Source organism: Natrarchaeobius oligotrophus (genome assembly GCF_003841465.1).
Classification (GTDB): Archaea; Halobacteriota; Halobacteria; order Halobacteriales; family Natrialbaceae; genus Natrarchaeobius; species Natrarchaeobius oligotrophus.
Genome location: NZ_REFZ01000009.1, coordinates 1 through 23095, shown reverse-complemented (window position 1 = coordinate 23095; position 23095 = coordinate 1). Strand labels below are relative to the sequence as shown.

The window sequence follows — 23095 nt, the reverse complement described above, 5'->3', positions numbered from 1 at the left end:
GCCACTGCACGTTATTGCACACCTGATCGCCAGACAGATCGACGATCAGCGTGTAAATCGTTGCAGTTGTTACTATCACACAGGACCACGCGGTTCCACGGAACGTCTCGAGTGAAACGGATCGAGAACGTTGGGAGGTACGGGAGGTGCGATATGGGAACGCACCCGAAAGCGGTGATTCGCGTTCCCGCGCGTACGGGCGTACACCGCGAAACTGACGACGGGAGAGACGAGCGTCGGTCGAGTATCCCGTCTCCGTGAATTCGAACGTTCAGGCGAGCGGTTCGTCGACGAGGTCCGGAAGCTGCGTCCGACGGCGGCGGCGATCGCCTCCTGCGTCGAAGGCGAATTACTCTCGCGCGTGCGTGAACGCCGACGTACGCGCGGTAGCGTGTTCCCACAGCCACAGCTACTCGACCTCGATCGGCAGGTGCATCGCGCGATAGGCGTCGTCACCGGTCGGTGAATCCGGCGGCTCGTCCTCGTAGAGGAGCAGCGTCAACCGGAGGTCGTCGCCCCGCATGGTCGGCGTTATCTCGAGCGTTTGCTCCTGGCTCGTTCCGTCGGCGACCGTCGTCGCTTCCCGGGCCAGCTCTTCTCGGTTCTCGACGGTCGTCTCTCCGTTTCCGGCGTCGACGCGCTCGAGCAAGACGACGGTCGTGTAGGCCCGCGATTCGTGTTCGCGGTTCGTGATCGAGACGGTCAGATCCCGCGTCTCGCCGTGTGCGTACGTCGACGGGTACATCGTCTCGACGTCGCCGGTTACGTTCTCCGTTTCGACCGCGAACTCGGTGAATCCGTCGTGTTGCGGCGGGTTAGCGAGTGCAAATCCGGCGCTGGCGAGCAAGAGCACGAACGCAAGGGCGATGGCGACGTTGTACGGCCGTGGCTCCGTGACGGTGTACGTTCCGTGTCGGACTCGCGTGAACGACGGGACCGTCGCTGCGAGCGACGGTGAGTACCGACGGTCGGGTGAACAGCGATACCGCGACGCGATCGCGCCGACCGAGAGAACGATCGTCGCCGTGGCAGTCCCGAGAAGGACGGATTCCGCTACGATACCCCCCGGGGAGAGGGTCGTAAGAAGGGTGATCGCTGGAACGAGGGCGACGCTAAACGTGACCGACAGGACGAGTCGCTCGATCGGCCGGAGCCCACGGGTGAGCAACAGCGGATTGCTGAGTCCAGTCTTTCGATCGTCGAACGCCCGATACTCGTCCCCACGTTCGTCCGGATACAGGACCGCGACCAGCGCGTACCCCGGCAGGAAGAGGACGAGCGGGATCGCAAGGAGCACCCGGACAGGACCGGAGATCCCGGCGAAGAGGGCGAACGAAAGCGTTCCGGTGACCGCGATGACGGCGGCCAGATCGAGAAACCACCAGTCGGAGTCGCTCATATCGTCGTTGACGCGCAGAGCGCGGTTTATTATCGGTCCGGTAAGCCGGGAAACTGTCGGGTGATGAACGCCCCGTTTGACCGACAACCATACCCACCCTGACATAGCTGTTGAGGGAGGTCATTTCGACCATCCAAGAACGGTTGTTCTGTGAAGAACGATGGCAAAATCAAATTAAATGATAGAATGTTTCCTGATGAACTGAACGGGAATGAAGGATAGGTTGAGACGGACAAAATACTGTCTTTAAGGCCTGAAAGTCACGATATTGGAGTACTAAAATGTGATGAAGCGTCAACTTTGCCAGTGAAACCACTAAAAGTTTTTCTTCTGACACTGTACAGTTCCTCTACTTTTATTACCCGGAAAGAGAGAGGGGAAGATGGTGCGATGAAATCGACTCATATCAGCCCTGAAGAACAAACTGAGGGTGGACCGGACGAGGAGAACGACCGTCCGGAATCCGAGCGCGAGCTATCGGAGGACGAGATATTCCACCTTCTGCAAAACGAGCGGCGTCGGCTGGTTCTCAGATATCTTCGCGACGTCGACGAGGCGGTGCGCATGCGCGACGTCGCGGAGCAGGTGGCGGCGTGGGAACACGAAACGACGGTCGAAGAGCTGACCTCCACGCAACGACAGCGCGTGTATATTCCGCTGTACCAATCACACCTCTCGAAACTCGACGAAGCTGGCGTTATCGAGTACCAGAAGAATCGCGGAATCGTCGAGCGCAAACCGCTTGCGGATCGCGTCGATCAGTATCTCCACGTGGATCCGAATGACGATTTCGGCGAGGAGCAGGAGTCCGGCGAGACGACCCGCCACGACTACTACATCGTCGCGACGGCGATCTGTTACGTCGCGTTGCTCGGGGCGGTGCTGGAGCTGCCGTTCGCGTCGTTTCTCTCCGGAGTCGGATTGGCCGCGCTGATCCTGCTCGTATTCACCCTGGTAACGATGACGCAGTTCGTACAGTAACGTGCGTCAGACGACTCCCGACACCGGAACGAACCAGGCGACGATCATCACGACGACGAAGGTAAACGTCAACGCGGTCAACGTGGACGTCAACCACGCAACGAGAACGATGAAAAGGACGGAGACGAGTGCCACACCGACGAGGGGCGCCGTTAGGAGTGACCGCTGTGTGGATCGGGCTTCGACCGTCTCGACCGTTCCTCGATCGGCGTCGAACTCGATCGCGCCGCTTGCATCCAGCTCGGGAAGGCGCTCGTCGTGAAGACGTTCGTGCACGGCGGCCCACGTCTCGATCGACGGCTCCGCCGGCTCGGTCAACCGGTCGACGACTGAGTCGACCGTTGCGGGGGTGTCCGTTTGTTCCAGCACGGCGAGTAGCGCCGAATCGGACTCCGGAACGAAGTCTGACGTCACATCCGACGGGGAGTCAAGCGGTGTGGTGTCGCCATCTACCTGGTTGTGGTAGATGGTAACCTCCGGGGATTCGTCGTCCTCGGATCGCTCTCCGTCGGATTCGTCCGTCGAAGAGCCGAGCCCGAAAGGCGTCAGACGCATATTGCAGGGTATCCCTTGGCGATATATAAGTATTTTCACGGCGCGGATCGTTGAGCGGTGCGGACGACGATTATCGACCGATGAAAACGGTATCAATCGTGATAATCGCACGCCAGCCGTTCACAACCACGGCGAAATCATCCCCAGTAGTCGGCGAGCGATTTGCTCACCGCCCGCACTCGAGCGGGCACGACGGGCGTGCTGGTCGCCGATTCGCGAACGGGAGTGCACCAACGTCAACGGCGATTAGCCGTTTCCTGATTCGGACGGCGCTCTCGAGGCTCGCAACGGTTGGCGGGACTCGTCTTCAGCGCCGACGCAAGCGCCGAACCACGTTTGCACGTCGTTCAATCGAAGCTTGTGCCGCGGCGGGAGCGATCGAAGCCGGTTGCGGTTCGAAAACAGTCGGCGGTCGAGATCGTATCGGTCGAAGAGGGCCGCCCGATCCGGCCACGGGGGTTCGAACGACGAAAGGAGCGGCGTCTTCCGCCGAATGAATCCTTCGACCTCGTTGAGGAGCACGTGACCGCGCGGACGATCCGGCGGGCGATGACGCAGAATTCGGTCGTCGATTCGTCGACAGGCTTTCAGGAACGTCTCCGTCGTCCGATGCTCGGGCGGGGTCCGAAGATGCCAGTCGACGAGTTCGACGTCCGTCGCCAGAAACGGCGCGTAGAACCGATCGGCGAGGTGGTTGTGAAACGGCATCGACGGCTGATTGGCGATCCCGCAACACGTGATCGCGTTCTGTATCGCGTTCGCTCGCCACCGGTTCGACGCGAACTCGTCGGCGATGGCGGCCCTGACGAACGGTTCCGGGTCGGCGTCAAACCGGGTCCGTTCGGCGAGATCGAGGCTGGCGTCGCGGTCGTATCCGAACTTCTCGAGCAGCGTTTCGACGGGGTCCGGATCGGAATCGAGGCGCTCGAACGGGACGCGCTTGCCGAGCACGTCGACGCCGTCGCGCGCACCGAAGTGTCCGCGAAAGAGGGTGTCAGAGAGGAGTCCGTGATACATCGTCTCGACCTCGAGGTCGTCGGTGTACCCCGCGTGATGTATGTGAAGCGATTCCTTGATACCCTGCGAGTAGCGGACCTTGGACTCGTCGGCGAGCAAGTAGCGTTCGTCGGGGGGAAGCGCCGTGTGGCTCGCTCCGTACTGGTCTGCCAGCTGTTTCGCGCCACGAACCTCCTGGGCGTCCGACGCCCCCACCGTGTAGCTGCGCTCGATCCCCGACACCTGCGAGAGGAGAATTCGGGAATCGTAGCCGGCGGAGAGCAGAACGCCTTTCCGACCCGGAGTCGACGAGCGTCGACGGACAGCCCTGGAGAGACGCGCTGCGAGTTCGTCGACGTAATCGAACTCCCGCGGCTCGTAGACGAACCTGCCCAGGGACTCGACCGCATCGGGCGTGAGTCGGCTATCGATCGGAAGGCGGCGGAGTCCCGATAGCCACGTCTTCTCGCCGAGCGTCACGCCGAGGTGGAGAAACTCGAGGACACCGTCGTCCTTGAGCGACGGTTCCCGGATCGTCCGCGCGACCGCTAAAGCGTCGGTACCGAAGACGCGAACACCCGGGTCGTCGGTGTAGAAACACTCCCGCGATCGAATCGGATCGGTGACGACGAACGGGAACTCTCCGTCGAGGTCGATGACGGCCAGATACGAGCCGTTGAACGACGCCAGCGCGTCGAGGCCCTCGGTCGCAGTGCGTTCGAGGAGCCACGAAGCGCCAGCCTCGTCGTCGGGAGCGTACGCCTCGCCGTAGACGACGCACCCGTTCGCGCCGTCGACGGCGATATCGCTCCATCCGGCTCGGTCGAGGCCCGGGTCTCCGAGTCCGACGGTCACGTCCGGGCCGACGACTACCCGATCGAATTCGTCTCGCGATCTGAACCGCTCGAACGCGTCGATACCTCCGAAAACGCCGAAGAGTTCCCTGTTCATCGTCTACCACGACCGTCCGGCGACGGTCGATCGACGCGGAGAGCCGCGTCCTCGACCTCGATATCGCCCGATCGTGTGTCGGTTCGCCCGTTCGGTCGTTTACTATGTCCTCGTTAAGGATCGAAGCGGTCGAAATCGGCTCTTCTGCGGCGACGGCTCGGTCGATCCGAGCGACCGTCTCGACGGCCTATCGGCTCTATAATAATGGGTACGCTGTCGGAACCGTCGTCTCGCTATGATGGACGGACGATCCACGAGACGACGATTCCTCGCCTTGTCCGGCGCGACGGTCACCGCGGGTATCGCGGGCTGTGCCGACAGGGTCGAGTTGATCTCGGACGACGGAACCGACGACGCTCCGCGAAACGAGTCGACGGAAGCCGACGTGTCGGCGCTCGCCGACGGCGTTCCGGCGCTCGAGACCCGGTACGATAGCCGCGAGCGGTACGGACAGCCGGGCGAGTCGTTCGTCGACTTCGAGGACCTCGATGGCTGGGAAGTCGACGGGGGAACGGGCGAGGGCGACGAAGACGTCGTGTTCGACGGGACGCAGAGTTTCAAGTTGACGTCCGACGGAACCGAGAACGTCGTCGCGCGACGCAACCTCGAGGACGCCGATTTGGCCGACGCGGATCTCTCGTTCGCGATCCGGACGACGACCCCGCAGAACGTCACGATCAACCTTCGGCTCGTGGACAGCTTCGGGAGCGACAGGTACTACTCCCTCAGGGAAATCACGTACCGCGCACCCGACGTCGGCTGGTTCCGGTCGAGTCCGGGCGTCTACGAGCAAAGCGAGATCGAACCGGCGATGGACGAACTGGATCGCCTGGAGATTCACGTCCTCCACACCATGGACGAAGCTGAGGTCTGGATCGACGACCTGCGCACGCACGACACGCCCGAGACGGGGTACGTCATGCTGGTCTGGGACGACGGATTCCGCGACTACTACGAGACCGCGGCGCCGTTGCACGACGAGTTCGACTTCCGGACGGTCCAGGCACCAGTTCCACGGTGGACCGAGGAGGGACGGGATGGTATCATGAGCGTCTCCGAACTCCAGGAGCGCCAGGACGCCGGTGACCAGATCGTCGTCCACGGAACCCACGAGCCGATCCACGAGTACGACGACGAAGATCGAATCGAGAGCCGAATCAGGGGCGACAAACACTGGTTCGTCGAGAACGGGTTCGAAGGGGCGAACTACATCGTCTACCCGCACAACAGCTACGATCGGACGAGCCTCGAGTACTTCACCGACTACCACTACTGCGGCGGCTTCAACCAGGCCGGAGACGTCAACACGACGAACGTCTACGGCTTCGATCCGATGGCGCTCCCGCGGACGATCGCCCACGACCTCGACATCTCGAAGCGGTGTGTCGATCTCGCCGCAGAACACAACCAGTGTACGATCCTGAACTTCCACGCGTTCGACGAGGAGAACACGATGTCGGAATCGGACTACGAGACGTTCCTCGAGCACGTCGACGCCGCCGACGTCGAGGTCATCACGTTCGACGACCTCTGGGAGCTTCGAACCGATCCGTCGTGAATCCACAGGGCACGGCTCGCACGTTTTCGAGTCGATTCCGATCCATTTTCCGCGGCCACCTCGATCGAAGAGCCATCCGCTGCGGAACAACGGCTGTTGTCGTCGTCGATCACCGGTAACCGTCGACGCTCGAGAGTATCGCTCGAATGCCGACGATCGCCGCGAACGCCAGTCCGACCGCCGCGACGAACCGCCTCGGGCGGCGTCTAACACCCTCGGCCGCGGTCCAGCACAGACCCGGGTACCGTCTCGGCGACGGTTCGGCCGCCAGCACGTGCCGGACGCCCCGGAGAAACCGCCCGTCGGCCAGGTAGCGCTTGGCGAGGACGAGTTCGTGGCTCGAGCGAACGTCGTATCCCCGGGCTTCGAACCGGTCGACCTCCGCTTCGTACATCGACAGGTATCGTTCGTCGGCGGCCCTGACGACGTCTGCCGGCGGATGACCCGTCTCCTCGCGGCTCACGAGTTGCTCGTCGACGTACGCGAGACGGCCCTCGCCGAGCAGCCGCAGGCAGAACTCGGGGTCCTGAAACCGATCGAGTTGCTCGTCGAAGCCGCCGACGTCGCGGGCGACGTCGGTCCGAACGAGCAGCGTCGAGCCGGCCCCCGGCTGGACGTTGTCCGCCAGGATCTCGCCGATCAACTCCGCACCTCCCTCCATCGTCGGTTCCTCGTCCGTCCGAGCGAGCGCGGCGGCGACGGCGCTTCGGAGTCTGCCGCTCGGTCCGGACAGCTCCAACGTCGCGTCGCAGTACGCGCCGATCCACTCGTCCGAGCGGCGCTCGAGGACCTCGAGCTGGCGCTCGAGTTTCTCCGGGAGCCACTCGTCGTCGGAGTCGAGAAAGGCGACGTACTCGCCGCGCGCGTGATCGATCCCGGTGTTCCGGGCGACGTTCGCGCCGCGGTTGGTCGCGTGTACGATCGGTCGAACCCGCGGGTCCTCGTACGCCGAGAGGACCGACGGCGTGTCGTCAGTCGATCCGTCGTCGACCACGACGACCTCGAGATCGTCGATCGTCTGTTCCAGCGCGCTGTCGATCGCGCGCGGTAGCGTCTCCGCTCTGTCGTGCGTCGGGATGACGACGCTGACGCGTGGCATCTCACTCGTCTTGCCGTTCGGGTTGCATTATTATCGACAGGATAAACCGCGCGGATTCCAGTGGGCGCCGAAGCGCACGCAATGGTCACGCACTCCGGGGCGCGAGTCACTCCCGGTGTAACGGTGTAAACGAACGGAACGACGCTAACGACCACATAAGGAAGACGAAACGGTTCGTCGCGGCGGATAATGACGGGACGAAACAGGCGATCGTTCGTAACTGCAGCGTCCGCGGTCGCAGTAGCCGGATTCGCCGGCTGTCTCTCGAGCGTCCGGGGTCCGAACCGTGGGGGTGACGAACCGGTTCCGGACGACGAGCCGTCCGAACCGGCGGTCGAAGTCGACGGCCGTGACGATCTGCCGGGAGAGCCTCTCGAGACGGTTGAGAACCTCGACGGGTGGGTGTCGATGCTCGATGCCGGCACCGTGCGCGCCGACGCGAACGACCCGTACGTCGGCACCCGGTCGGCTCGCCTCTCGGCGGGAGCGGACGCCGAGTATGCGGGTATCTACACGACAACTCCGGACGGATTGGACCTGAGCGAATCGAACCTCTCGCTCGCGGTTAAGTACACGGGACGGGAACAGCTTCAGCTCACCCTCGAGCTGTTCGCGCCGAACTCGAACGACGTTCACGCGATGCGACGAACGCTCACGGGACCGCAGGACCGCTGGGTTCGCGTCGACTTCGGAACGACGCGCGTCGATGGCCATCCCGACCTCTCGAACGTCCGCGAGATTCGACTGACCGTCCGACGACGCGGCGATCACGAGGGTTCGATCGAGTGCTGGATCGACGACCTGCGATCGGTCGACCGGCCCGACCGAGGACGGATTCTGTTCCTGTTCGACGGCACGCTCGAGAGCCACCGCCGGGTTGCGTTCGATCGCCTCGAGGAGTACGGGTTCGGGGGCGTCGAGGCGGTTATTCCCGAGGCAGTCGGGGAGACGGGCAGACTCACGCTCGAGGAACTCGAAGAGCTGGTCGACGCCGGCTGGGACGTCGCCGCGCGACCACGGACGGGTGCGCAGTACCTCCAGGAGTTCTCCCCCAACGAACAGGAGGGACTGATCCGCCGGACGCGCGCCTGGCTCGAGAACCGCGGCTTCGAGGACGGCGCGGACACCTTCGTCACGCCGCGGAACCTGCTCAGCACGACGGCCGCCGACCTCGTCTCGGAGTATCACGAGCGGGCGTTTCGGTACGGAGGCGGACCGAACGCGCTGCCGGTCACGGATCCGTACAACCTCGGGTTCGTCTCGGGAGCGGCCGGCGACGAGACCAGAGCCTACGTGGATCACGCCGCCGAGTACGGACAGCTCGCGGTGCTCCACTTCGAGCACGTCGGCGGCGAGGGCACGAGCGAGCGCGCGTTCGAGGACCTTCTCGAGCACGTCGCGAGCCGGGAGGTCGACGTCGTCACGGCGTCGGAGGTGCACGCGGACGCATGAGCGAGACGGGATACGGAATCCACCCGGTCGGTCGGTTCGACGGGGGTGGGCGCGACGATGTACCGTGAGCACATCGTCGGCGTCGTGATACCCGCCTACAACGAGGAGGGGTTCGTCGGCGACGTGATTCGCGAGATGCCGTCGTTCGTCGACCGGCTGTACGTCGTCGACGACCGGTCGACCGACGGGACGTGGGACGAGATCCACGCGGCGGCAAAAGCGGACCGAGAACGCGACGAACGCTCCCGATCGACCGTCCCCGCGGGCGGGCGGGAACGGACCGACCAGACGGCGGATCGGAACGACCGCTCCGAGCGGAGTGATCCGGACCGGGCCCTGACCGACGGCGGACCGTCGGCGCTCCCGGGACGGGCGACGGTTCGCGATTCCATCGGTCGCGTCGTTCCCATCCGCCACCGCGAGAACCGCGGTGCTGGCGGCGCGATCAAGACCGGCTACCTCGCCGCCCTCGAGGAGGGCGTCGACGCCACGGTTACCGTCGACGCGGACGGCCAGATGGATCTCGACCTGATGCCGCGCCTGCTCGATCCGATCGTCGACGGAGTCGCCGACTACGCGAAGGGAAACCGGCTGCTGTCGAGCGAGTATCGGGCGTCGATGCCGCGCTTTCGGCTGGTCGGGAACGCGATCCTGACGTTCCTGACGAAGATTGCCTCGGGCTACTGGAAGACGATGGATCCCCAGAACGGCTACACGGCCATCTCCCGCGAGGCGCTCGAGGCTGTCGACGTCGACGAACTCTACGAGTACTACGGCTACTGTAACGACCTGCTGGTGAAGCTGAACGCGAGCGGGCTAGCCGTCGCCGACGTCGCGATGCCCGCAGTCTACGGCGACGAGGAGTCGAGCATCACCTACTCTCAGTACGTTCCGAAGGTGTCGACGATGCTGCTTCGGAACTTCCTGTGGCGGCTGCGGTCGAAGTACCTCGTCCGGGACTTTCATCCGCTCGCGCTGTTTTACCTGTTCGGGACGGCGACGATCGCCGTCGCCGGACTGCGGTGGCTCTCCACGGTCGTCTTCGGATCCGGCCTCTCGGGGACGGCAAGTCCCGTGCTGCTCGTCGCCGGCGTCGCGCTCCTCCTGTTCGCGATGACGTTCGACATGGCCGAAAACGAGCATCTCGAGACCCAGATCAGTTGATCGGACTGCCGTGATCGTGTACCAGTCCGAGTGCGGTCCGTCCGCAGTCGTTCCAGAGACGACCGAGACGAACTGCTGTGGAGATCCATCGGCGTAACTGCGGACGTATCGCGACTGCACCGGTACCGACTGACGACAGACCGTCTAACAGCGAACCGTCCGAGCAGGAGTCAATTTTCGTCGATAGACGAACGCGACTCGCACGCGGTCATCGGTCGGCCGGCGGCGGTGTTACCGAACCAGCCCATCCAGAGCGGGACCGAGGACGCCAAGGGAGAATCCCGAGAGCAACAGCGAGAGTCCCAGCACGAACAACGCGTTCTGGAGCCAGTTCCGCGTCGGCCCGCCGTGGGTTTCGGCTACGCCGGCGTTCCGGAGTCGACGGAGGACCGCGTCCGCCCGCGAACCGATCGGATCGGGAGAGAGCGCGAGGAGTTCGAACGGCTCACCGGGCTCGAGCGCGCCGACGAGGACGGCAAAGAGGAGGTAGATCGTCAGCCCCGCGGGAGGGACGATCGCGAGAGCGAGCCACGGGTTCGTGATCGCCGTCGCGAGGGCGACGATCGGCCCGGCGGCGAGGAGCGTCGTCGCGACCGTACGTCCGAGTCGTGCGTCCGAGAGGGGGTCGAATCCGACGCGCCGTGCGCTCCAGCAGTGGAAGACGAACATCGTGGCGTAGCCGACGCTCGTCGCCACGGCGGCCCCGTGCATCCCGTAGCGTGGGATCAGCGACGCGTTGAGGATCACGTTGATCGCGGCGGCGAAACCGGTCGCGGCGACCGGGTATCGGAGCGTTCCTTCGCCCTGCGAGACCGCGAGGATCGGACGGGCCAGCGCGAATCCGAGCGCCCCGGGGAGCAATAGCAGGAGGGGCGAGACGGCCGGCTCGGCCTCGGAGCCGAAGTACAGCGGTACCACGACGTCAGCGAGCGCGGCGAGGCCGAGCGCCATGACGCCGGTCAGGAGGAACGTGTATCGGGTCGTTTGGGACGACAGTTCGGAGATTTCTCGACGACGGTCGTTCGACCACAGCTCCGACGTCGAGTGAACGTACACCGTCTGGAGCGCCAGCGGGACGAACCAGAGGAACTCCGCGAGCGCGAGCGCCGCCCGGTAGTTCCCCACCGACTCGCTCTCGGCGAACTGCTGTAACATCACGATGTCGATGTGATAGAGCGACATCAACAGAAACACGAGCACGACGCTCATCGAGTTGAACGTCAGCAGTCGCTTCCGTGGAAATCGAGCGGGCGACCGACTCCGGACGCACGACAGGGAAAGACGTCGGTGAACGAGCAACAGGCCGGTAATCGCGACGAGCGCGCTGGCGAAGAGATGTCCCGCGAGCGCGCCCATCACTCCGAAACCGACGGAAACGAGGGGAATCGCGACGGCCACGAAGCAGACCTTGTCGAGGACCGTGAGCGGCTCCGAGTAGCGCTCGAGGCCGAATCCCATGAGCGTCTTGCGGGCGTAGTCTCGGAACTGGGCCGTGATCACGAGGAGGGCGAGCGCGTAGAAGTAGATCGTCAGCTCGTCCCCGAACGCGACCGCGACGAGGTCGAACCTGGCGGCGAGTGCGAGCCCCAGCGCACCCACTGCGGCGAGCGCGGCCGCCAGCCTGAAGTAGAATCCGACGACGGATTCGCTCCAGTTCGGGTCGTTCCGATCCTCGGCGAGGAACTTCCGGACGCCGTCCGTAATTCCCGAACTGACGAAGATCATGTAGATGGCGAAGACGGAAAGCAAGAAGGCGTACTCGCCGAACCCGCCCGCGCCGAGGAGCCGGTACAGAAGCGGCGTCGTGACGACCGTCACGCTCAGCACGATCACCTTCGCGCCGACGACCGAGAGGACGCCGCTCGCGATGCTCCTGTTCACACCCCGTCCCCCCGACGTCGGCGGTCGATAGCGTCTGCGACCGGTCCGTTGCGTTCGTGTACGGCGTCCACGCTACCGGAGCGATATCGCCACGATCCCCTTATTATACCTGCGTTAAATGCGGCGTCCGGTCGTTCGGACGTCGAATCGGCAGCAGTCGGACGACACCATGACAGACGTTCGGTACACACCGCTAATCGCGACGCGTGATGTGGTCTGCTACGACTGATCACCGGTCGATCGCCCGCCGTTTTGCGATCAGCCGGGAACGACTCGTCGCAGCCCGTACGAAACGATCGTCTCCGCGGTTTCGTGGCGGAAACGATCGTTATTCCACGCATACGTATTGACGCGGGTCGAATCAGGTGAGGGCGATGAGTGACGAACCCACTCGCCGCCGTTTCGTCGCGGCGGCCGGGACGGGCGTGATCGGAGCGACCCCAGGCTGTCTGGAACGACTGGCGGACGGAGACGGTGGCTCGGACGGCGCGGACACGAACACAGGACCGAACGACGGCGAGGATCACGCGACCGGAAAAGACGAGCCGGCGACGGAAACCGGTCCCGACGACGTTCCCGGCGTCGACGGAGGCGCGGTCGTCTTCGTCTACGACGACGGACCGATCGAGGACTACGAGGTCGCGTATCCGGTACACCGCGAGTTCGACGCGCCGGCGACCGCGGGAATCGTCACCGAGTGGATCGGTCGGAAAGACTTCCAGGGCACCGACTGGATGGACGTCGATCAGATCGGAGAACTCGAGGCAGCCGGATGGGAGGTCGCCTCCCACACGACGGCACACACCGCGCTGGGTGCGTTCGAACTCGTCGAGGACGCCGGTCCGGACGACACTCGGATCTACCCCGAACGGCGACACCACGGGTTTCACCACGGGTACGAGATCGAAATCACCGACGGGGACGACAGCGTTCGGCGAACCGTCGTCGGGTCCGACCGCGACGACGTCGGCGGCTACCTCGAGTTCGACGAGCCCCTCGGTACGTCGTTTCGAGCCGGAGACGCCCGTGAGCGCTATCCGGCGGACGTCATGCGCGAGTTCCTCGGCGAATCGAAGCGAGAACTGGAGGGGCGCGGCTTCGAGATCGAGACGCTGCTCGCGCCGTACGACATCGTCGACGAGTGGGCAGTCGAAATCGCTCGAGAGTACTACGCCGGAATCGCGAACGTGCGACCGGGCTCGATGGTCAACGATCCGGAAACGTTCGACCCGTTCGAGACGCGACGGGACTACTTCATCGAGTTCACCACTCCCGACGACGTCGAATCGGCTCTCGACCGAATCGCCCACGAGGAGGCGCTCGGCGTCGTCGGCGCACACACGTTCAAAGAGGAGGTCACCGGCGATCGCATCCGCCAGACCCTCGAGTGGATCGACGAACGCGACCTCGAGGTCGTCACGTTCCGCGACGCGATCGAAGCGACCGTCGGCGGTTCGGGCTAGTAGCCGTCCGCGGCGTAGCACCCTCCTGTTCGGCTACACGACGCCGAATCAATCGTACGTGTTTCGCCAGGTCAGCACGTCGCTCGCCCCGAGGTCGTCGATCCCGTTTGCGATCCTGTTGACCCTGAACTCCGGTCCGTCGATACCCGGATAGAGGCGCACCCCTTCGAGGCCGTCGCGGTAGGACTCGACGTCGGAGTTGCGAAGGTGGTTGCCGTCGCCCTGATCGACGTACGGGTACTGACTCGCGCGGACGGTTCCCCTGTAGATGGTGGCGTCGTCTCCCGTGAGAACGAGGCCGTTTCGGTCGGCCCCGTCTCGAGCGGGCTGATCGACGGTCACGTGACTGAACCGACAGCCGTTTCGCTCACACCGGATTCCGTCACGGAAGCCGGCTGCCGTGACGCCGGACTCGCCGGAGACGTCGAGGAGTTCGACCAGCACCCGCTCCCGTCCGTCGCCGCCTCGAATCCAGAGCGGATAGCCGCCGGCCGTCTCGTGAACGATCTCCCCGTCGAAAACGTGGGTGTACCCCGCCTTCGGCGAGACGACGATCCCGTGGTTCACCTCGTCTCCCCGGATCTCGATGGTCGCCTCGTCGATCCTGGACGATCGGCAGGTGTTCATCACCGAAATCGCGTGACTCGTAGGCTGTGGCGAGCTGATAGAGACGTCGACGTTCTCGACGCGAAGGTCGTCGCCGTTCTCGAGACGAATACCGCGTTGACCGTCGTCGTACGATCGCGTGCGATCGACCTCGATCACCGCATCCTTGATGACGCTCCCGTCGCCGCCCAGACGTACGTTCGCGCCGTTGCTGTTGGCGAAGCGGCCGCCCTGGACGACCACCGTTCCCGTTTCGTTGACCGCGTACAGCCCGTTGTCGGGAAAGCCCCCGAGCACGCAGTCGGTGAACTCGAGCGTGCCCACGTTCGTGTTCGCCTCGATCCCGATCGGACCGCGCCACGCGTTTCCGGCGTGCGGCGTCGCGTCGGCGTGGACGCCGCCGTCGGGTGCGCGGAACCGTTCGATCACGCCCCGACCGTCCGGATCGGTGACGGCGAACATCCCGGGCCCCCAGGTTCCACTGTCGTGTTCCCCGGTGATGCTGACGTCGCGGACCTCGAGGGATCGGGAGACGGTCGCTTCGATCACGCGGATACCCGTGTCGGGCGCCGACTGGTCGACGTCGAACCCTTCGAACCGGAGGTCGCGGCCAGGGTTGTACGAGACGCCCAGCCGGAACAGCCGGTACTGGGGCCCGTCGAAATCGTGGTAGTTCGCGGGCACGAGCGTCGCGTCGCGCCCGAAGAACCCGAGGTTCTCGAACCCCGTGAAACGAAACTGCGAGTCGACGTAGTAGCGACCCTCCGGAAACACGAACGCGGTGTCGTCCGCCCTGAGTTCCTCGAGAACGGGTGTGATCGACTCGCTCCCCGTATCGTCCGCACCCTCGTCGACGACGTCGACGACGGAATCGTATCCCTCGTGAAACGCTGCGGTCGGCTCGCTCGCGGCGACTAGGCCGATACCCGACGCGGCCGCAACCGCGACGGTTCGGAGCAATGAGCGTCTGGATCGTCCCGTGGTCGCTGACTGCCGTTCCACGTTCGTCGACGCTCCATCAGGCGAACGGTCATCCACACCACCGTTCGTCTCACGGGTGTCGTCGTTCGTTCGCGCTGCTTCCCCAGAATTACGTCCTTCCGACTGCGACATTCACGTCCACCGACTCATGTACGGGTTCAGTATCTATGGATTCGGATAGCAAGTTTTTAAGTTTCGACTCCGCCAGTCGGAACCGAAAGCGCGATTCGGACCGACGGGGATCCGACTAGAGACGGGCTGGCACGTCAGGGGTTCGATCGGTCTCGAGGGAAGCTTCGATCAATTCGGCGACGGCGCGCCGGAGCCGCTGGGACACGGCGGAATCGGAAACGCCGAGGCGTTCCGCGAGGTCGTCCTGCGTCATCGCCCTGGGAACGTCGTAGTATCCCCCGTAGTACGCCATCGAAAGGATTTCGTGCTGTCGTTCGGTCAGAACGTACGTTCCGTCGTCGCTCGATGTGGAATCGTACAGTTGCGTTACTCGAAAGGAGATGCCGCGGTCGCGACAGTACCGCCGTAGTTCGGTCAGCGACTCCCGGTCCGGAAAGTGAATCCGCACGACCCACCCCCGCTCCCCACTCGTGATCGTGAAGACGAACGACCCGCACTCGCCGCACCGGTCGGGCACGATCCGTCGGTCGGTGTCGAGGACGACTCGGTGGATCGTTCGGTTCGCGAACGTCGCGACGCGCATGTGGTTCGACACGGTCGGGTCCTCGTCCATCGACGCCTCGATCGACGCGTGCTCGTCGCCGAAGAGGGAGACGAACGCCGTCGGTCGGTCGGTCGAGAGCGCGTACTCGTATCTGATCGTCACCGATCGGTGAGCCGCGATCGTCGACGCCAGCGGCAGTTCGTCGTGGACGAGCCGAATCTCTGCGATGAATCCCATAGCGATCTCCGCCCGGTTCGTCGGATGCGGTCGGGACGCGTTACTTATACCGGGGATAGCGACCGTTGCGATCGCTGCAACTGTCGGGCGCCGTCCCGCAGAAATCGTGACGACAATCCCCTCATACGGATTGTTGTAACTCGTTACCGATGCAATCGCGACCGCCCTGCGGTTGCACCAGTAAATCGTTACAACAGACCGTATCAGTCGACGTATCCGAGATCAGCGAGCCGGTCGGTCACCTCGTCGCCCACCGCGGTCCGGTCGCGGTTTCCGCGATCCGCGTACGCCGCGTACGAAATGGGGTCGGTTCGGTCGACGATCGGTGCGACCTCACCGTCCATCCGGTCGCTGTACGGAACGCCCATCGAGGCCATGACCGTCGGCGCGACGTCGAAGAGGTGAACGCGATCGAGCGAGGCGTCCTCGGCGATGCCGTCGCCAGCCGCGACGAAGACGCCGTCGAGCTTGTGGTTCCACGGTTCCGTCGGCGCGAAGTAATCGCCGTCGGTCCGGACCTGTTCGGAGAGCGTGTGGTCGAACGCCGCTGGAATCGTCACCACGTCGACGGTCCGGTCGACGTTTTCCCCGTGAAAGTACTGTTCGCGCGGCGCGACAGTCTCGAAGAACGGCTCGCCGTCGGGCGTCTCCACTCGCTGGAGCGTGCGGATGAGCGCTTCGCGAACCCGCTCGTACTCGTCGGGCGAAACGACGCCGTCGGGCTCTCTCCCCTCGAGGTTGATTCGGACGCCGAGTTCCGTCCGAGCACGGACGTACGCTTTCGAGGCGGCGAAATCGACCTGCTCGTTCGCCGTCCGGGAGACGCCCCCGGGCGCGTACTTCGTCGCGAGATCCGCAAGTCCGACCCGCTCGAGCGCCGCCCGGACTCGACGGGCGGTGACGCCGAAGTGTGCTGCGACCGAGGCGGCCCGCGCGACGGTTCCCGGTTCCCAGGAATCGTACTCCTCACCCTCGCGGAGCCGCCTGCGCATCGGCGTCCACGAGGGCATCCCCTTCCCGCCGGTCGTCGTCTCCAGGTACCCCTCGTCGCGGAGGAACTCGTTGATACGAAACTCGTACCCGTCGTACGGACCCATGCCGTGATCGCTCACGAGAAAGACGCGGTCGGGATCGCACGCCTCGAGTATCGCGCCGATCTGGGCGTCGGTCGCCTCGTAGACGGTCTCGACGTTTTCCTCGTCACCGGCGAACTCGTGAAACACCGTGTCGGTCTTCTGGAACTGGACGAAGCCGAACTCGGGGTCGTGCTCGTCGACGAGATAGCGAAACGCTTCGCCCCGCATCTCGATCAGACGCCGGTACTCCGCCATCTTCTCCTCGTCCGAGATCGAGTCGTCGTCGCGAACGTAGTTGGGATAGACGCGATACTCCCCGATCGCATCGCGGACGTCCTCGAGCACCCCCTCCGGGTGACACGTCGGGTCCTCGGGGCCGAGGAAGCCGGGGACGATCGCGCCGTCGAAGTCGTCCGGCGGGTGCGTCACCGGAACGTTGACCACGACGCTCGTCCGTCCCTGCCGGTCCAGCAGGGTCCAGAACGGGTGCGCGTCGACGTCGTCGCTGCTGGTCACGTGCCAGTCGTATCCCTCGTACCCGACGAAACCGATCGCACCGTGCTTGCCCGGATTGACGCCCGTGTAGATCGACGGCCAGGCGCTCGGCGTCCAAGGCGGTATCTGAGATTCGAGCGGAGCGGCGACGCCGTCCGACCGGAGCCGTCTGATCGTCGGAATTCGGCCGGCCCGCTCGAGTCGATCGAAGGTCGACAGACAGGCCGCATCGATGCCGACGAGCAGCGTCTCGAGGTTGGTCGACTCGCGAGCGGTCTCGGTCGATTCATCAGTTGCTGTAGCCTCGTCGAAGTTCTCGGACGTTGCGTCCCTGTCGTCGGAGTTCGGTTGGTTCATCGGTTCACCTCACCTCGTTTCCCGTCGACCGGCTGTTCGGCCGATTGCCCGACGGCGCGACGGCATCGATCAGTTCGAATCACGTGTGTTATCCGCGGAGAGAGAGGCTCGCTATATCATTATCGACCAATTAAACTCGACGCGATCAGCGAAGGCGGTGATCGGGCATCGACTTGAGGAACTGATAACTGTGAGCCGGTCACCCGAATCGGTAACTGAGAGCCGGTTACTCGAATGGACAAACGTGAGCCGGTTACTCGAATGGACAAACGTGAGCCGGTTACTCGAATGGACAAACGTGAGCCGGTTACTCGAATGGACAAACGTGAGCCGGTTACTCGAATGGACAAACGTGAGCCGGTTACTCGAATGGACAAACGTGAGCCGGTTACTCGAATGGACAAACGTGAGCCGGTTACTCGAATGGACAAACGTGAGCCGGTTACTCGAATGGACAAACGTGAGCCGGTTACTCGAGTCGACGTTCTGCCTCCGACGAAGCGGCGACGCTCGAAGCAGCAATAGTCGTATTCGTGGGACGCGGCTCCGCCCCGGCAACTGCGTCGCGGAGTGGCGAGTCAGTTGATCGGCAGAAAAAGCGAGTCGAATCGGCGACGGCGTCGCTCGGTCGAGCCCGACACCGATCGTTCACCGGTCGGAACGTCCGGCTGCCAGCCGGAACGACCGCGGGCTGGCGGCGACCGATCGAAACTTCGACGGCGGTGAGAGTAGTTACTCCTCGGGATCACCGTCCTCCCCGTCATCGAGGTCGTCTTCCTCGTCGTCGGCAGGCGTTTCATCATCGTTTTCGTCGGAAGGCGATTCGTCGTCTTCGAGGCCATCGTCGTCGTCCTCGAAACCGCCGTCGTCCCCGTCGTCTGCGAGGTCGTCATCGTCGTCGTCCATCTCGTCGGTACCTTCCTCATCGTCTCCGGCGGCGACGTCGTCATCGTCACCGGGCGTATCGTCCGACTCCCCGTTTCCGAACTCGTCGTCTTCGTCGTCTCCGGCGCCGACGTCGTCGTCGCCGTCGACCGGGTCGTCCTGGTCGTCCGAACAGCCGGCGATCGCCGCGACTGAACCGATTCCGATCGCCTGCACGAATCGACGTCTGTCAAGGGATGATGCTTTCATAGCGTGCGTGCGGAGCGACGACGATTCCGTACGTAATAGGGAACGTCCGTTTCGACGCTTGGTTTCGATTCAGACGAATTGCGTCCGTACCGAAATCGAAACTGAACCCTTGCGCTCGTGAGCGCCGTTTCGGCGGGCACAACAACCGAATTGCAACGTCTCCGTGAAACTCGTCCGCGACGATCGAGGATTTCAGAATTTTAATGTTTTTGTTATCAGTATAATTAGTAGCTTTTAATAATATTGGGCAGGAAGTTGGTATCAGAATGCGCAAGTCGACTACCGACTCGAGGACGTACGAACTTGTCGACGACACACAGTTCGCCGTGAAAGCGGCGATCATCGGCGGCTCTCTCGGCGGCGGGGTCGGACTCGCGGTCGGCGGCCCGCTCGTGGAACAGTTCGTTCTCGGCGCTTCGACCGCTGCAGTCGTCACCGCCGGTCTTTACCGGACGCTGTGTTCGATCTGTACGCGGATCGGCGACGGCTCCGGACGGCTCCGGATCGAGACACCGGGAATCGAGCACGGTGCAGGTAACGAGCGTGGGCAAATCTCCGCAGAACCGCTCGACGAGGTTCGATGACCGACCACGAGCGAGTGGACGTCGCGATCGTGGGTGCGGGAGCCGCCGGTATCGGCGTCGGCGTCGCCCTGTCGGCGCTCGACCTCGAGATACGAATCCTCGAGCGCGACGAGATCGGCGCGTCCTTTCGATACTGGCCCGCGGAGATGCGTTGTATCACGCCGTCGTTTCCGAGCAACAGCTTCGGGCTGACGGACCTGAACGCGATTACGCCCGACACCTCCCCCGCGCTCTCGCTCGATCGAGAGCATCCAAGCGGCGACGAGTACGCCGACTACCTCGAGGTCGTCGCGGAGTTCTACGAACTGCCCGTCGAAACGGGCGTCGAGGTGACGGCCGTCGAATCCCGCGGCGGTCCCGCCGGAGCGGAATCCGACGAGGAGACGGCCTCCGAGTGCGAACGAGCAGACGCCGTCACGGCGGTCGATGGCGAGCGAGCAGATGCCGTCACGGCGGTCGACGGCGGTGCGATCGACGATCCGGAGACGAACGGCGGGTTCGTCCTCGAGACGCACGACGGTCCGATTCACAGCGAGTACGTCGTCTGGGCTGGCGGGCAGTTCGGAACGCCGCGGACGGATCACGTTCCGGGTTCGTCGCTGTGCGTCCACACGAGCGAGGTCGAGTCGTGGGCCGACTACGCTGCAGCCAGGAGCGCGGACGACTTCCTGATCGTCGGCGGCTTCGAGAGCGGGATCGACGCGGCCGTCGCGCTCGTCGAAGCCGGCCGTCGGGTCCGCGTCCTCGATAGCGGAGAGCCCTGGGCCGCTCGTGGCCCCGATCCGAGCGACGTTCTGTCACCGTACACGCTCGAGCGCCTCGAGTCGGTCGCGGACTCCGATCGGTTGCAGGTCGAAGGCGGGGCCGTCGTCGAGGAGGTTCGGCGGCGGTCGGACGGCTGTTTCGAGGTCGACGCACGCCCTGCCGACGGATACGAACTCGACGACGGGGACGGAACGTACACCGTCGGGACCCGACCGCTACTTGCGACGGGGTTCGAGCCGACGCTCGGACCGGTTGCGAATCTCTTCCCGCGAGCGGAAGGAACGATACGGCTGACCGATCGCGACGAGTCACCGTCGACGCCCGGACTGTTTCTCGCCGGACCGGCCGTCGAACACGACGACGTCGAGTTCTGCTTCATCTACAAGTTCAGGGCGCGATTTCCGGTGATCGCGGAGACCATCGGCGAGCGACTCGGAGTCGACACGGAGCCCCTCCAGGTCTATCGGGAGGCGAACATGTTTCTGGACGATCTGTCCTGTTGCGAGCCGGATCTGTGTGATTGTTAGCCGATGCGGGGAGCAACTCGAGCGATCGAAGACGGACGTCGAACGGGTCGTGAAACCGTAGCCGTCGTCGGAAAAGAGAGCGTCGGAAAATCCGCGCTCGTCTCGTCACTGACCGGCGATCGTCCGACGAGCGACAACTTCCGCGGGTCGACCGTGCGAAGCGAGCGGTACGTGACGGCTGACTTCGAGTTCGTCGATACGCCGGGGATCGTCCTCGACGCTGATACGGAAGCGACGCGTGACGCGCTGTCCCAGCTCGAAGATCACGAACGGGTGATGCTCGTGGTTCCGGCGACGGACGTCGACCGCAACCTCGCAGACCTCCTCCCGCTCGTCGAGGGGCGACTGGGAACGATCGTCGTCACGTTCTGGGACAAAGTCGCGGAGACGGCCGATACCAGACGGGAGCTCGAACAGTTGAGCGCGGACCTGGGTGTCCCGATCGTACCGGTCGATGCGCGCGACGTCTCCCGACCGATGACCGACGGCGGAGTCACCGACGCCGGAGTCACCGACGCCGGAGTCGATCGCGGCGGTGGCGGACGGGAGTCGTCCGCGGCGGCGAGCCCCGACACCGACTACGCTCGCATTCTGCGCGCGCTCGAGCAGCCGGGTCCGTTCCCGGGATCGGCCCGTCGGCGGGTCGGCGGGCGGATCGAGCCGCCGAAGACGATTCTCGAGCGGCCGTCCGTCGGCCCGGTCGTCAGCGCGCTGTTGTTGCTCGTCCCGGCGGCGATCGCGGTGTGGTTCGCTAACGCGGTCGCTGGTGAACTCGATCCGCTCGTCGGGACGGCGTTCGAGCCCGCGGTCGCTCGCGCTTCGACGCTGCCCCAACCGTTCGCGACGGTGCTCGCGAGCGAGTACGGCTTTCTCACGATGGGGCCGTTCCTGTTCGTCTGGGCCGGTCCGACGATGCTCGTCTTCGCAGTCGTCCTCGGGATCTACAAGAACACCGGACTGGTCACCCGAATGACCGTCTCGTTACACCCGACGATGCGACGGTTCGGGCTCTCGGGACGAGACCTCGTGCGCGTCGTGATGGGGTTCGGCTGTAACGTTCCTGCGGTGGTGAACACCCGATCGTGCTCGGATTGCACCCGGTGTACTACGATATCGGCCATCTCGTTCGGCTCGGCCTGCTCCTACCAGTTCCCCGCGACGCTCGCGGTTTTCGCCGCGGTCGGAATGAGCTGGCTCGTCGGCCCGTATCTGCTCGTCCTCGCCGCGACCACGCTGGTCTACGTCGCGGCGATCGCCCCCTCGGAGGCCCGCCGATCGTCTACGGTGGTCGACCGACGGACGTTCCTCCAGCGTCCGGACCCGCGAGCGGTCGCCCGGGAGGCCTGGAGCGCGTTACGCGAGTTCGTCCTGAAAGCGCTGCCGATCTTCGCGCTCATCACGTTCGTCGCGGCCGCGCTCGATCGCGCCGGCGTCGTCGACGCGCTGGGTTCGGTGCTCGAGCCGACGATGGGGCTGTTCAACCTCCCCGGGGGCGTCGCGCTGACAGTGGTGCTCGCATCGATCCGAAAAGATGGGATCGCGCTTCTGGCTGCCGACGGAGGAAGCGCCACCGCACTGTCGCCGGTGCAGGTGCTCGTGGCGGTCTACCTCGCGGGCGTTCTCTTTCCCTGTCTGGTGACGGCGTTCACCGTCGCTCGAGAAGTGTCGATTCGCTGGGCGCTCGCGATGATGGTCCGTCAGGCCGGTGCCGCGGTCGCGTTCGCGATGGCGATCGCCTGGGGAGGAACGTTGTTGTTCGGATGAAGTAATACCAGTTCGATCAGCATCCGAACACAATTTCATAATCGTCACGCGACAGTCACGGGGAGCGTTGAGGGGCCGTACACGAGCATACTCCCTGTCGGTTTGGCCTGGTCGCGGTGGACCGTGACTTCCTCGAATCGCTCCAAGAGCACGTCAAGAGTCGTCCGAGCGATGAGACGGGCGAGGCTAGCGCCGAGACAGAAGTGGGTCCCGTGTCCAAACGCGACGTGGTGTGTGGGGCGTCGATCAAGCAGAAACTGTCCGGGGGTATTCGTCTTTAGCTAAGACTCACACCTCGGTTGCGTAGCGGTAGCGAGCGTCTCTTGTAACACTGGCCGTTGCTGGTGGATCTTCTGTGCGTCGTCGATCAACCGGTCGAGCAGCGGTGGCGGCG

Annotated in this window: 18 protein-coding genes; 8 read left to right on the top strand and 10 right to left on the bottom strand. The window is 64.3% G+C overall.

Features of this window, described 5'->3' with window-relative positions; translation table 11 throughout:
* Positions 1–409: 409 nt before the first annotated feature.
* Complete coding sequence (locus EA472_RS13765; protein ID WP_124192097.1) at positions 410–1399, bottom strand: DUF1616 domain-containing protein; 990 nt, start codon at positions 1397–1399, stop codon at positions 410–412.
* 390 nt (positions 1400–1789) lie between these two features.
* Between EA472_RS13765 and EA472_RS13760 the strand changes: the two genes are divergently transcribed.
* Complete coding sequence (locus EA472_RS13760) at positions 1790–2380, top strand: DUF7344 domain-containing protein (RefSeq protein WP_124192096.1); 591 nt, start codon at positions 1790–1792, stop codon at positions 2378–2380.
* A gap of 6 nt (positions 2381–2386) precedes the next feature.
* Here EA472_RS13760 and EA472_RS13755 read toward each other — a convergent pair whose 3' ends face one another.
* Both EA472_RS13755 and EA472_RS13750 read right to left on the bottom strand, forming a co-directional pair.
* The gene (locus EA472_RS13755; RefSeq protein WP_124192095.1) at positions 2387–2935 is read right to left on the bottom strand and encodes a hypothetical protein; all 549 of its coding nucleotides are present in this window, start codon (positions 2933–2935) and stop codon (positions 2387–2389) included.
* A gap of 246 nt (positions 2936–3181) precedes the next feature.
* Positions 3182–4882, bottom strand: a complete 1701-nt coding sequence (locus tag EA472_RS13750) for an asparagine synthase-related protein (RefSeq protein ID WP_124192094.1) — start codon at positions 4880–4882, stop codon at positions 3182–3184.
* Positions 4883–5117: 235 nt separating this feature from the next.
* Between EA472_RS13750 and EA472_RS13745 the strand changes: the two genes are divergently transcribed.
* Positions 5118–6440: a polysaccharide deacetylase family protein gene (locus EA472_RS13745; protein WP_124192093.1), complete on the top strand. Its 1323-nt coding sequence runs from the start codon at positions 5118–5120 to the stop codon at positions 6438–6440.
* A gap of 109 nt (positions 6441–6549) precedes the next feature.
* On the opposite strand, the gene EA472_RS13740 is transcribed toward EA472_RS13745, so the two are convergent.
* A complete protein-coding gene (locus EA472_RS13740; protein WP_124192092.1) occupies positions 6550–7539 on the bottom strand; it encodes a glycosyltransferase family 2 protein in 990 nt (329 codons plus the stop codon).
* Positions 7540–7728: 189 nt separating this feature from the next.
* On the opposite strand from EA472_RS13740, the gene EA472_RS13735 reads away from it, so the two are divergent.
* Positions 7729–8991 (top strand): polysaccharide deacetylase family protein, encoded by a 1263-nt coding sequence (locus EA472_RS13735; protein WP_124192091.1) that lies wholly within the window; start codon positions 7729–7731, stop codon positions 8989–8991.
* Positions 8992–9048: 57 nt separating this feature from the next.
* Positions 9049–10155 (top strand): glycosyltransferase family 2 protein, encoded by a 1107-nt coding sequence (locus EA472_RS13730; protein WP_124192090.1) that lies wholly within the window; start codon positions 9049–9051, stop codon positions 10153–10155.
* A gap of 231 nt (positions 10156–10386) precedes the next feature.
* Here the strand turns inward: EA472_RS13730 and EA472_RS13725 are convergent, their stop codons facing one another.
* The gene (locus tag EA472_RS13725) at positions 10387–12036 is read right to left on the bottom strand and encodes a flippase (RefSeq protein ID WP_124192089.1); all 1650 of its coding nucleotides are present in this window, start codon (positions 12034–12036) and stop codon (positions 10387–10389) included.
* A gap of 374 nt (positions 12037–12410) precedes the next feature.
* Here EA472_RS13725 and EA472_RS13720 point away from each other — a divergent pair, with 374 nt between their 5' ends.
* On the top strand, positions 12411–13499 hold the full coding sequence (locus tag EA472_RS13720; RefSeq protein ID WP_124192088.1) for a polysaccharide deacetylase family protein: 1089 nt from the start codon (positions 12411–12413) through the stop codon (positions 13497–13499).
* Positions 13500–13547: 48 nt separating this feature from the next.
* On the opposite strand, the gene EA472_RS13715 is transcribed toward EA472_RS13720, so the two are convergent.
* The 4 genes from EA472_RS13715 to EA472_RS13700 all read right to left on the bottom strand — a co-directional run bounded on the left by EA472_RS13715 (position 13548) and on the right by EA472_RS13700 (position 19028).
* On the bottom strand, positions 13548–15218 hold the full coding sequence (locus tag EA472_RS13715; RefSeq protein WP_243637848.1) for a right-handed parallel beta-helix repeat-containing protein: 1671 nt from the start codon (positions 15216–15218) through the stop codon (positions 13548–13550).
* Positions 15219–15333: 115 nt separating this feature from the next.
* Complete coding sequence (locus EA472_RS13710) at positions 15334–15999, bottom strand: helix-turn-helix domain-containing protein (RefSeq protein WP_124192086.1); 666 nt, start codon at positions 15997–15999, stop codon at positions 15334–15336.
* A gap of 203 nt (positions 16000–16202) precedes the next feature.
* Positions 16203–17927 (bottom strand): alkaline phosphatase family protein, encoded by a 1725-nt coding sequence (locus EA472_RS13705; RefSeq protein WP_124192085.1) that lies wholly within the window; start codon positions 17925–17927, stop codon positions 16203–16205.
* 732 nt (positions 17928–18659) lie between these two features.
* Entirely contained in the window at positions 18660–19028 is a 369-nt protein-coding gene (locus EA472_RS13700; protein ID WP_243637847.1) for a hypothetical protein, read from the bottom strand.
* Positions 19029–19327: 299 nt separating this feature from the next.
* Between EA472_RS13700 and EA472_RS13695 the strand changes: the two genes are divergently transcribed.
* From EA472_RS13695 to EA472_RS13685, 3 genes are read left to right on the top strand one after another with little or no spacing between them, the layout of a single operon-like run.
* Positions 19328–19645 (top strand): hypothetical protein, encoded by a 318-nt coding sequence (locus tag EA472_RS13695; RefSeq protein WP_124192083.1) that lies wholly within the window; start codon positions 19328–19330, stop codon positions 19643–19645.
* Positions 19642–20937, top strand: a complete 1296-nt coding sequence (locus EA472_RS13690) for an NAD(P)/FAD-dependent oxidoreductase (protein ID WP_124192082.1) — start codon at positions 19642–19644, stop codon at positions 20935–20937. Before EA472_RS13695 ends, EA472_RS13690 begins: the two co-directional genes overlap by 4 nt.
* A gap of 3 nt (positions 20938–20940) precedes the next feature.
* Positions 20941–22701 carry a nucleoside recognition domain-containing protein gene (locus EA472_RS13685; protein WP_124192081.1) on the top strand — a complete coding sequence of 587 codons (1761 nt, stop codon included), beginning with the start codon at positions 20941–20943 and terminating at the stop codon, positions 22699–22701.
* Positions 22702–22745: 44 nt separating this feature from the next.
* Here the strand turns inward: EA472_RS13685 and EA472_RS23420 are convergent, their stop codons facing one another.
* Positions 22746–22955 (bottom strand): cytochrome P450, encoded by a 210-nt coding sequence (locus tag EA472_RS23420; protein WP_124192215.1) that lies wholly within the window; start codon positions 22953–22955, stop codon positions 22746–22748.
* Positions 22956–23095 lie beyond the last annotated feature (140 nt).